The sequence below is a fragment of the uncultured Gimesia sp. genome (assembly GCF_963972345.1).
In the GTDB taxonomy this organism is placed as follows: Bacteria; Planctomycetota; Planctomycetia; order Planctomycetales; family Planctomycetaceae; genus Gimesia.
On the sequence record NZ_CAXAVM010000228.1, the window covers coordinates 1 to 10797 of the forward strand.

Sequence of the window (10797 nt, forward strand, 5' to 3'; positions counted from 1 at the left end):
ATCTTTATTTCCAAGGAGATAGAGGACTTAAAAACAGCAGATCGCAAAGTTTAAGAAAACGAAATAGAAACGCAGTTGAATAAATAAAAGAAGTAAATGAAAGTATGAATATTCATTTTGTTGATGCGTCAAGTATTAAAAAGAGAATATTTAATCGCCAGACGTTTTAAGAGCTTGAACAGACAATAGTTTCTATCAATAATCAATAAATACGTCTGTTGTTCATTTCGTATTCGCTTTGAAGAGAGCTCAGAATAGGGCTAAAGTAACTGCGAATCTATGTGGTCAACACATTTGAAAACTACGAAGTTGACATAGAAGTCACACTAACAGTAAAGCCTTTATTACAAAAGAAAATTAAGAGAATACTGTTTTTTCAGTTCTCTGGATGATCTCGAATCATATCTCACACTGGATCTTTTCAGTTTTTCTCTTTTCAATAAATTCCGTTCTCGACGCAATTTCTGTCGTACGAGAATTTGAATATACCTATGTGGAGCTATTAACTCGATAGATTAAATCGAAGAATTGAATTTGTAGTTTGTGCTTGATTCCGCATGACACAAAGGGGCGATAAATACGGTATCAGCGGATCGATACCAGTTTGGAATTTTGTGCAAGATGTCCAATTCATATTGGAAAGGGATTTCCAACAACACGATAATAATTAAAACAAAAAATGCTCACTGTTTATTATGGAGGTAGACCAACATGCAATACTTCTATATCACGGACGATAATGCTCTTGTGCTGATACACTCTTTCGAAATACAGAAAGGGCAGCGTAACACCTTCCGAAAACCATCACTCGGAGATGATGTTTTCCATCGGGGAAGATTGCTACCTGATACTTTCAATCTATCTGCGAATGTATTAGCACAAGAAGGTCATACGATCATGATTCTTGATGAGGATTTTAACATCTATGAGTGCCTTGTAAGTAGCGTTTTTGTTTCACACGGTTACGCAAATATTAACGGCTATGTTTTTTGTCATTGGGTAGTCGACCCACAGGATCAGACTGAGGCAAAAGAAAAAATGGAACAGGCAATAAGAGTAGGAGACCAAGGTATTCGTGTTTGACTATCTCCCGGTAAAAATCAGGAGAGTAATTACACCTAATCCGATAGAAGACCATTTCCAATCAAATTTCTGGATATTAAAGCAGACCTCATGAGTACAGTTTGTAAATACCGATAATGATTGATCGGGATGATCAGAAGCTTATATGAAATTCACTGGGATAGACAGAAATGGATGCTGTGCATCTCATCGTTATGCAGTTTCAAATTCTTCCTTTTACTCAAAAAAAAGGCTGTCTCATAGGTATGGCGTACTGCCCTGTGTTCGACAACGAAGAAGTAGACAACAGCTTCAACGAGTTTAATTATTTCCCATTGGAACTTGATACGCTGGACAGGCTGACCAGCGAAATCAAAGTTACTCCATTAAGTGATTTTGTTTATCATGATCCAGATTCTTCACCGACACTCTACTTAGAAATAGAGGACGGAATTGAAACGGTAAATTTTTGATTAAACGCATAGCTGATTGCAAGGATGAGGATTTCGAATCGTTTACCAAAGAAGATATTCAAGAAGAACTTGTTCTTCTGAAAGAAACGTTGGAACCTTATTCCGATCTCAATACCCGTTTTGCAATCACGCTGATTTATTGATGCGTTGCATTCAACTTTCATCGTCGAATTGATTTGTCGCAGCTCGATGTAGGCGAGAATCATATGGGAGCTGGTGGCCCGGAACAGATAGCTTGAGTTCAATGCCCATTTCCATCTGATTAGCCAGATCTTGCAAGCATGAAACAAGAGCTGTGGAGAACTGTGGTTAGATCTGGCGTTGATAGATCACACAGACATACCTCGTTCGGATTACTTTCAAGCTTTCATGTGGTGAAGAACAGCAACAATGAGTTCACTCTTCTTCAACGGTATTTCGAGATATTCATTGCAACCTGCTTGAAACCAAGACTGTTTCAATTCATCTGAACCAAACGCTGTCATGGCAATGATTGGACCTTCATACCCAAGTTCACATATTTGTCTGGTGGATTCAATATCATCTATTTCCGGCATTTGAAAATCCATTATGATGACATCAAATAACGTCGGTGTTTTTCTTACGACATCGACTGCCGACCGCCCGCTGCACTCCAGAGTGACTTCTGCTCCTGCCATCTGAAGGAACCCAAGATAGAGACGCCCCTGATCTGGACAGTCTTCGGTAAGCAACACGTGCAGACTGTCAACAGGGGGGGCCGGTCTGAGACGAATCAGTTTCGCTGGTAGTTGCGTAAGATCTATGATCTAACGCGGTAGCCCGCCTGGTAGGGAACTGTGAGCGGACCGTGACGACTGAGTTCCTGCGTCTGAAAATCCCTTTTTGTTTGACGATTATTTCTGTCTGGTACGACGACCGAATGAAAAAGGCCATGTCGAACGGTTACTGGACTATACCAGCAGGAACTTTCTGGTTCCCGTCTCCCGGGTTGCTTCTCTGGAAGCCCTGAGCCAGTAGTTAGTGCAATGCTGCCGGAACGATCTGCAGCGTCAGTTGCGGGGACAGCCCTCCCCCAAACACAGCCTGCTGGCGGAAGAACAACGGGAGTTCCTGCGCCCCCGCATTCGAAGACTGCCGACTGAGACAGGCTCACGCCGATTCCCTGTCGCTGGTCCGCTTTGATACCAACAGTGACTCGGTCCCTCCCAAAATATGCCTACCGTCAGATCATTATCGTGGCCTCTATTGCCGAAGTGCGTCTGTTGTTTGAAGAGACGTTAACGTTAATCGCCCGGCACAAGCGGGACTGGGGGCGGGAACAGACCTGTTTTAACCCGATCCATTACCTGACTTTACTGGAACGGAAGCCGGAATGCTTTGCATATCGATGTTTTAATCTCTGCCAGGCACAAGAAACTCTTCCGATAAACCGTACAAGAAATCGGGAGGTAAAATGAGGGATTTACAGCAATTGTCCGGACAAAATACTCTTCTATTAGCGATTAAGTAGAATGGCAAACAATTCAGGTAGTGGCGAGAGAATGGAAAGACGAAGTATCAAAAGGCCTCTGATGTACATTCTGGATAGTCTGTTCGCGCAATTCGTATTTCTCTGAATTTATTTTTCTGCATTTGCTTATCGCTCCGATCAAAAACATTTTGGTCAGAAAGTGCTTCGAGGTATTCAATGCCAATTTCCGTATTCTGTAAAAAGTCCTTTCTACTCAGTATCTTATGCGGAATGGTTTTACCTCAGCTAAGCAGCGCGCAAGTCTCGGGACCTTATGTTCCACCCGCAATCGAGCCGAAACAGTCCCATTCAGATGATGATCCGGTGGGCCGGCGTTTTGTTCCTCCCCTGTCATTACCTCCCTCTCCGGCTGGTGTAGAAAGTCTGATGAAACAGCAGACTCAGAAAGAGGAAGGAGCATCAGGTCTGACTCTCGAAAGCCTGCTGTCAATGGCAATGGAGAGTAATCCAACATTAGTTCAGGCGCAACAACAGGTTCAAGGTACGCTGGGCAAGGCGATTGAGGCTGGCTTGTATCCGAATCCTACCTTCTATTACATAGCGGAACAGATCTTCGTTGATTCTTCAACAGACACTGATACACCGGGCGAATTTCAGGGAGGTGCAATACAGCAGGAATTCGTTACGGCAAATAAACGAGAGATCAGCCGACGAAAGTATCAGCAGAGAGCAAAAACCGCAGAATGGCTGGCAGTGGCTCAGCAATGGCGGGTCTGTAATGATATCCGCATTCATTTCTGGAATACATTGGGCCACCGACAAATTGTAGACATCCGGCGCGAATTGCTCAAAGCTGCTGAAGACAAATCACTGACCACGCGGGAACGCTATAACTTAGGTCAGGCCACGCGGGCGGAACTGCATCTTTCGAATGTCGCTTTACAGCGCGCTCGACTTTCCTTCCTGAATGCGGAAAACATGTACCAGAGTCAGTTCACGATTCTAAGCTCACTGGCTGGTCTGGAACTTGATCCGCAACCACTGAAAGGAAATATCAGCGAAGGAACAGAAACGTTGATTGACTTTCATACTGCTGTCGAAAAATTATATTCAGACAGTCCTGAAGTACTCGCTGCCACTGCCAAATGGCAGGCAGACTGCATTACCCTGGAACGGGAACGGGTTGAACCTGTTCCCAACATATTTGTGAAAGCAGCCACGGGATACAATCATGAATCCCGCGAGCCGGTTGCTTCGGTTCAGGTTTTTATGGAAGTCCCCATCTTTGATCGCAACCAGGGAACGATTCTGCAGGCCGAAGCGGACCTGGCTCGTCAGAATGCAGAAATCCGTCGCACAAAATTAAGACTGCGACAGGAGCTTGCCGTGCGTTATCAGAAATATTTGACAGCATTGCAGCATGTGATAGAATTTGAATCGGTCATTCTTCCAGAAGCAAAGGCAGCTTATTCAAATCAGTTGGATGCTTATAAGGAAGATCGACAGAACTGGGATGACGTTCTTAAAACTCAGCAGGAATACTACAGCCTGCGTGAGCAATACGTGCAGAATCTGATTATGTGGCGCACGAATGAAACATTGATCAATGGTTTTCTCCTGCATGGAGGGCTCAATGCAGCACCTTCTCCCACGCCGCCTGGTCATATTGATTCTGTCGCCCAGCCTCGTTAAATAGAAGAGAGGCTTCTGTATATTTTAAGACGATGACATGCTTTGAAATTTGAGCAGGAGACTATTATGTCCGACTCATCCTCCCGCCGTGCCTTTCTGAAAAAAGGAACCATGGGAACATTTGCGAGCCTCGCCGCAGGCTCCTCCAGTGTTGCCGCTTACGCAGCCGGGCAATCAACTCAGAACCCTGCAGCTTCGGGCAGATCTGCTGACAAATATGAGGTTCAGGATGAGTATGAAGGATTCTCACGTTTTCATCCCAGTCGCGGCAATGATCCAGACGGTGACTATTATATCGGGAAACGTGTACCCGGTTTTCGAAATCCAGCCGACGGTCCTGCTCCCTTTATCGCCAATGATTTAGATAAACTCCCCTGGGAAATGAAAAATGGCGCGAAGGAATTTCATCTCGTCTGTGAGCCAGTTTCCCGCGAGTTTCTTCCCGGCAACTGGATGAATGTTTATGGTTTTAATGGATCGATGCCGGGTCCCAGTATCGAAGTGACTCAGGGAGACCGGGTGCGAATCATCGTGCATAATGAGTTACCGGAAGAAACTTCGATTCACTGGCACGGCTTTGAATTACCTATTCAGTATGACGGCGCTCATACGATGACTCAAAACCCGATCAAGCCGGGAAAAACCTTCAAGTACGAATTTGACGTACATGAAGAAGGAACCTTCTACTATCATTCTCATATCCCCATGCAGGAAGCTTTTGGAATGGTAGGCTGGTTTATCGTGCATCCGCGAAAAGTCTGGGATCCCCCTGTTGATCGCGACTTCGGCGTCATATTTCAGAACTTTCGCATAGATCCCATGCAGACGGTCTCTAACAGCTGGAGTATGGACTGGAACTGGCATACCATCAACGGCCGAAGCGGACCTTATGCAACACCACTGGTCTGCAAGCATGGCGAACGGGTTCGCGTACGTATTCTGGATTTCAGCCCGGTACAACACCATCCGATACATCTGCACGGACATACTTTCTGGATTACCGGGCATGAAGGCGCCCGTATCCCCAGGTCAGCCTGGATCCCTCGCAATACAGAACTGATTGGTGTCGCGCAGGCAGCTGATTTTGAATTTATTGCCAATAATCCCGGCGACTGGATGTTTCATTGTCACATGGTGCATCACATGATGAATCATATGGTTCAGCATGTCGGGCCGCGTATGCGCGAGAATGCTGAAGTCGATCGTTACCTCACCAGCCTGGAAAATCGACCACGTGTAAAAATTCAACAGGATCCCAAATTTGAAATTCCCGGCTATCCGCAAAAGATGCAGGGAATGACTATGACCAAACCCACTATGAAAAAGCTCTGGTCACGCCGCGAAGTAAAAGGCATGCGGGCAAACGTCATGATGTCAATGGCGGGTCTGATGACCTCCGTTCGTGTTCTGCCGGAAGACCTTTATCAACGTGTAATGGAATCAGAGGAAGAGATTCCGAAAGGATCTATTCTGAAGGAAATCGTCAAACGCTTTGGCACAATTGAGGATTATGAACCGGCGCCTCTCGATGCCATGCAGAAGATGCTGCATGATGACTGATACGGTCTCGGCAATCAACTCCAGATCGCGTTAGCTGTTGGTCTGCAACAGATTTCTAGATGACTTATCTTGAACATCTCCTAGGCTGAACCGGAGATACGGTGGAACAATCATCCTACCCGTAAGCTAGAAAGAAAACACTGACTCTATTGGATCATGAAGAGTCATCTGAGATGAAAACAGAGAAGCTGACAGAGTGAACCGTTGTGAGAATGATCTGCCAGGCCTTTCTCGGCCTGACTTAATTTCTTTCTTCTTTCCACAAAAGGAGTAGCAAAGATGCCATCTTCAGATTATCACTCTACTACATGACTACAAGTAGTAGGAAAATGGGATAGTTATCTTTAGGTGCGCGTGATCCACGGTCTCTACTACGACAGAATGGCGTCCTTGTAACTCAGTATGAATCTTCGGAACCGATTCGAATGATTTGTGTACAATCGAAACTCGTCTCTGCTAATTTTGGTTCCTTATCCTCAATAATTTTTGATAAGGAAAATTACAGCTCCCCTGGATCCCACAAATTCCAGAAAGAAAAAAGCGTCTGTTGACGAATCAGTCTGGTTGATTGGCGATCAATCAAACACATGCTGCGAATAAAAAACGGGAAGCATGTATGAAAAGCTGACAGATTTATTCAGTGATAACATTTTCCATAAACAGAGTTGCAGTAGGGGCTGGTGGAGATGAATGATGGCGTTAGAAAGAAGGACGTTATATTTGCTCTTGTTTTTACAATTCCACAATTTCCTATACGGCACGATTGAAGCACTTTATTGCTCCATGACTTTTAAGACATCATTTGTGGTATGACCATCATTTTCCTGACTGTTGAATCTCGTTATTTTCTCAAAGTCACCCCGCATGGCTTTTAAGGCGTACCGCTCCATTTCAATTTCTAGCTGAGTCCGAAAACCAAGCCGCCGAAATATCGGCATCGGCGGGCACCAGCCTTGAATCGCATGTTGAAGCTGGAAACCTGCCACTACCGCAGGCAATGCAAAAAAACGACGATTCACGAAGGCGCCAAGACTCAAACCAACCAGTGCGGCTGTGCGGCATTTGCTTCAAGACTCCGTTCGATATCCCATTCCTGGTCCAGTTCTTTCAAGCGCCGTTCAATTGTCTGATCATCGGTAACACCATAATGGGCTAAATTCTGCTCAATCTGATGGCGAATTCGTTGATTGATATCCTGGGCTGTATGCTGAGACACCCTTTCAGCGGTGGTAGGAATCACATTCATTTTAATTCTCCTTATCGAAAGTAATCGCTTATTTACCTGGATAGAGACAATATTTATTCACTTTTATCTGTTGCCCCTATCATCTGCTCCACAAAAATAATCAGAGGTATGAAAGATTATTTTCTGGGGCAGCATCTTGTGTCATTGGAGGTTAAAGTGCCGGAAAAGTTTCATTAGATGCTTGGCAAATTATGTGCCGTCATCAATGATGAAAACCAATGGCAACCACTAATGAGAGAGGTTGACAGTGAGATAGACCGCTTTTTCAGTATGCTTCAACCGAGCGATCAGGAGAACCCAGATTCCTCAGAGTAGTGAATGGCACATAATGTGCGTCGTCAACGGAAGGCGTGTGGACAATTTATGTGGTCGAGTGTCTGCTGCAGGATATCAGCGAGAAAACCCGGACCTTGATCATGCTGGTATCAGTAGCGACGATGTCGTTGAATTTCTACTGTTTTGAGATGTTGCAGTGCAGCGCCGTAATGTCGCACCCTCACTGGCGGCGAGTGGCATAGCTTAGGTCTAAGGAGAACGATCATGAATTCAGATTTTGCAGGGTATTGGATCTGTCGACGTATTTTGCTGCTGTTAGTGCTGCTGTTGGGGCTGATTGCTGGCGGTTATGTCCTGGAGCCAGTCGTGTACGCGCAGAATCCACAGCAGGCGGATGACGCGGCGGGAAAATCAAAGCCGAAGATGGAAATGAGTTGCCCGATGATGATGGGGCTGAAAGGCGTCGCTCTCTATGCCGACAGTCCGACGTTGCTGATGGCCCGGGCGGAGGAACTGGAATTGAATGAGGCACAAAAGAAACAACTGGAGGAGATCGCCAGATCGGCACGTAAGCAGGCGCGCGAAATTCTGACAGCGGAACAGCGCGACGCTTTGAAAAAGCTCCCCGAGGGGCGTATGTCGATGATGCAAATTGCAAAGATGCAGATGAAGGAGAGAAAGAGCGGAGAGGACTCCAGGATGATGTGCCCGATGTGCAGAAAGATGATGCAGGAAATGGATCTGGAGACAGACCATTAGGCAATTAACCTGAAATTACTGTCCCTGTTAACAATAACATGCCGCCAAGAGGGAGTCATGAGTAACGAGCCAGAAAATAAGTCAGAGAATGCAGAGGTTCAGAATAATCATGGAGGTCATGATCATGGCCGTATGGGAATGCGCGGCGTCACGCGACCGATGGAAATGCACCAGCATCATTCCGGCGGTGAGTCGGAAGAGGACGGTCATCAGATGGATGATGCTCACCGTAGGAAAATGCTTACCATGCATCATGAGCAGACGCTCTGGATCTACTGGACGATTCTGCTCCTGGGAGCATGGGTAATGCTTTCGCCGCTGACGTTCAGTTACGGCAAGGAAGTTGTTGCTCCCAGCGGCGAACGAGGTGTCTGGCTGAGCGATGGCCTGCATACCAGTCTGCGGGTCTCGCTGATGACCTGGAGTGATCTTCTCAGCGGGGCGCTGCTGCTCATCTTCGGCTGGAGAACATTGCGGCCGAACCGGCCGATCAGCCTCTGGATTTGCTGTTTTATAGGGATCTGGCTTTCCATGGCGCCCGTATTATTCTGGGCGCCGTCGGCGGCAGCATACCTCAACGGCACTCTCATCGGAGCCCTGCTGATTGCGCTCACGATCCTGATCCCCGGCATGCCCAATATGATCATGTACATGCAGATGGGGCCGCCCACACCGCCCGGTTGGAGTTATAACCCTTCGAGCTGGCCTCAACGCTGGATCATGATCGTCACGGGCTTTGCCGGCTGGCTCGTCTCCCGTTATCTGGCGGCATTCCAGCTGGGCTATATTGATCACGCTTGGGATCCGTTTTTCGGTGAGAGTACAAAACGAGTACTCAACTCGAGCATGTCACATACCTGGCCGCTTTCAGACGGTGCATTGGGCAGCCTGGCCTACACATTTGAATTCCTTATGGGCTATATGGGAAGCCCAACCCGCTGGCGCACCATGCCATGGATGGTGGCGTTCTTCGGCGTTCTGGTGATTCCGCTCTGGTTGACACATATCTTTCTGGTGATCTCGCAGCCGGTGGTAGTGCATCACTGGTGCACAATGTGTTTGCTGGCAGCGGCCATCATGCTGCCGATGATACCGCTCGAATTCGACGAGGTCATCGCCATGGGACAGCACATGATCCAGGCGAAACGCCGGGGCGATCATAACGGTTCGCTGTGGCGGATCTTCTGGATGGGGGGCTCGGCAGATGGTTGCACGGCTGACGAACGGTCGCCGCAGATGGTCGAATTTGCAGAACGGCCGTGGCAGGTGTTCAAGGCTTCGATCTGGGGCATGAGCTTTCCCTGGACGCTCTTGATTTCGTCTGGGTTGGGACTGTGGTTGATGTTCAGCCCCGCCGTTTTCGGGATCGACATCAAATCCGCCGCTGCGGACGTCGCGCATCTGGGCGGCGCTCTGATCCTCACGGTATCTGTGGTGTGCATGGGAGAGGTGGTACGTAGCGGACGCTTTCTCAATGTGCTGCTGGGATTGATTGTGGCACTGGGGCCGTGGCTGTTGAGCGGTGAGAATGCCAGCTACTCCGCCGCGAGTTCAGTTGCCGGTGTGATAGTAATGATCCTCGCGTTTCCCCGTGGTCCGAAAAGAGAATCATACGGTATGTGGGAGCGCTATGTACGTTAACTGTGAAGAAAGTTAGGTGTCAATATGAACCTGCCGATCCCGGAACTCTGGGAAATCCATCCTATGTTGGTGCATTTTCCAATTGCCCTGCTTCTGACGGGAGTGGTCATGGAATTCCTCTCTCGCAAACGGCCTACGCTTACTATACCGGCAGCTGGTCTGTTGGTGACAGGTGTCGTTTTCGGCTGGCTGAGCGCTGCGGCTGGACTGCTGAGTTTCTACACCGTTCCCGCTCATACGAAACAGGCGCATGTATTGATGTGGTGGCATCTCGGCTTCGCGGTATTGACTCTTTTGCTCTTTACGTGGATTGCAGTCAAACGCTGGAAAGCACGACAGGTCTCAGCGCGCCATCTGCTTCTTCTGGCCAGTTTGTGCGGCGCAGCGCTGCTGGTCGTGACCGGTTACCTTGGCGGCATGATTGTCTATCACGGCGGGGCAGGTATTCAACCGGATCTCTTATCACCGGAGATTCGCACCGGGCATCATCACGGAGATTCCGGGCAGGAGGCTACTTCTGGAAAACAATCTGGGAACGACCACGAACGTGCACGGGGAGAGGGGCAGCATGAGCACTAGTCCCAAGACAAGCGACCTTGTTTGCCTGAATAATAAGAAACACCCGAAATCCCTGC

General features: G+C 47.7%; 12 protein-coding genes. 9 read left to right on the forward strand and 3 right to left on the reverse strand.

The window, feature by feature from the left end; genetic code table 11:
* The first annotated feature begins 711 nt into the window (after window positions 1–711).
* Window positions 712–1083, forward strand: coding sequence for a hypothetical protein (locus AACZ40_RS25240; RefSeq protein WP_291177959.1), 372 nt, complete (start codon window positions 712–714; stop codon window positions 1081–1083).
* A 170-nt stretch (window positions 1084–1253) separates the two neighbouring features.
* The gene (locus tag AACZ40_RS25245) at window positions 1254–1535 is read left to right on the forward strand and encodes a hypothetical protein (RefSeq protein WP_291177961.1); all 282 of its coding nucleotides are present in this window, start codon (window positions 1254–1256) and stop codon (window positions 1533–1535) included.
* Between the two features lie 359 nt (window positions 1536–1894).
* Here the strand turns inward: AACZ40_RS25245 and AACZ40_RS25250 are convergent, their stop codons facing one another.
* A complete protein-coding gene (locus AACZ40_RS25250) occupies window positions 1895–2251 on the reverse strand; it encodes a response regulator (protein WP_291177964.1) in 357 nt (118 codons plus the stop codon).
* 148 nt (window positions 2252–2399) lie between these two features.
* Between AACZ40_RS25250 and AACZ40_RS25255 the strand changes: the two genes are divergently transcribed.
* The 4 genes from AACZ40_RS25255 to AACZ40_RS25270 all read left to right on the forward strand — a co-directional run bounded on the left by AACZ40_RS25255 (window position 2400) and on the right by AACZ40_RS25270 (window position 6240).
* Window positions 2400–2534 (forward strand): hypothetical protein, encoded by a 135-nt coding sequence (locus AACZ40_RS25255; protein WP_291177967.1) that lies wholly within the window; start codon window positions 2400–2402, stop codon window positions 2532–2534.
* Window positions 2535–2707: 173 nt separating this feature from the next.
* Complete coding sequence (locus AACZ40_RS25260; protein ID WP_291177970.1) at window positions 2708–2974, forward strand: hypothetical protein; 267 nt, start codon at window positions 2708–2710, stop codon at window positions 2972–2974.
* 284 nt (window positions 2975–3258) lie between these two features.
* Window positions 3259–4680 (forward strand): TolC family protein, encoded by a 1422-nt coding sequence (locus AACZ40_RS25265; protein ID WP_291177973.1) that lies wholly within the window; start codon window positions 3259–3261, stop codon window positions 4678–4680.
* A gap of 66 nt (window positions 4681–4746) precedes the next feature.
* Window positions 4747–6240, forward strand: a complete 1494-nt coding sequence (locus AACZ40_RS25270) for a copper oxidase (RefSeq protein WP_291177975.1) — start codon at window positions 4747–4749, stop codon at window positions 6238–6240.
* Between the two features lie 773 nt (window positions 6241–7013).
* On the opposite strand, the gene AACZ40_RS25275 is transcribed toward AACZ40_RS25270, so the two are convergent.
* Window positions 7014–7259, reverse strand: coding sequence for a hypothetical protein (locus AACZ40_RS25275; RefSeq protein ID WP_339676329.1), 246 nt, complete (start codon window positions 7257–7259; stop codon window positions 7014–7016).
* Between the two features lie 14 nt (window positions 7260–7273).
* Window positions 7274–7486, reverse strand: coding sequence for a hypothetical protein (locus AACZ40_RS25280; protein ID WP_291177981.1), 213 nt, complete (start codon window positions 7484–7486; stop codon window positions 7274–7276).
* Between the two features lie 540 nt (window positions 7487–8026).
* Here AACZ40_RS25280 and AACZ40_RS25285 point away from each other — a divergent pair.
* From AACZ40_RS25285 to AACZ40_RS25295, 3 genes are all read left to right on the forward strand, one after another.
* The gene (locus AACZ40_RS25285) at window positions 8027–8521 is read left to right on the forward strand and encodes a hypothetical protein (RefSeq protein ID WP_291177984.1); all 495 of its coding nucleotides are present in this window, start codon (window positions 8027–8029) and stop codon (window positions 8519–8521) included.
* Between the two features lie 57 nt (window positions 8522–8578).
* Window positions 8579–10162 (forward strand): vitamin K epoxide reductase family protein, encoded by a 1584-nt coding sequence (locus AACZ40_RS25290; protein ID WP_339676332.1) that lies wholly within the window; start codon window positions 8579–8581, stop codon window positions 10160–10162.
* 63 nt (window positions 10163–10225) lie between these two features.
* Complete coding sequence (locus AACZ40_RS25295; protein ID WP_291177989.1) at window positions 10226–10741, forward strand: DUF2231 domain-containing protein; 516 nt, start codon at window positions 10226–10228, stop codon at window positions 10739–10741.
* The last annotated feature ends 56 nt before the right edge of the window (window positions 10742–10797 follow it).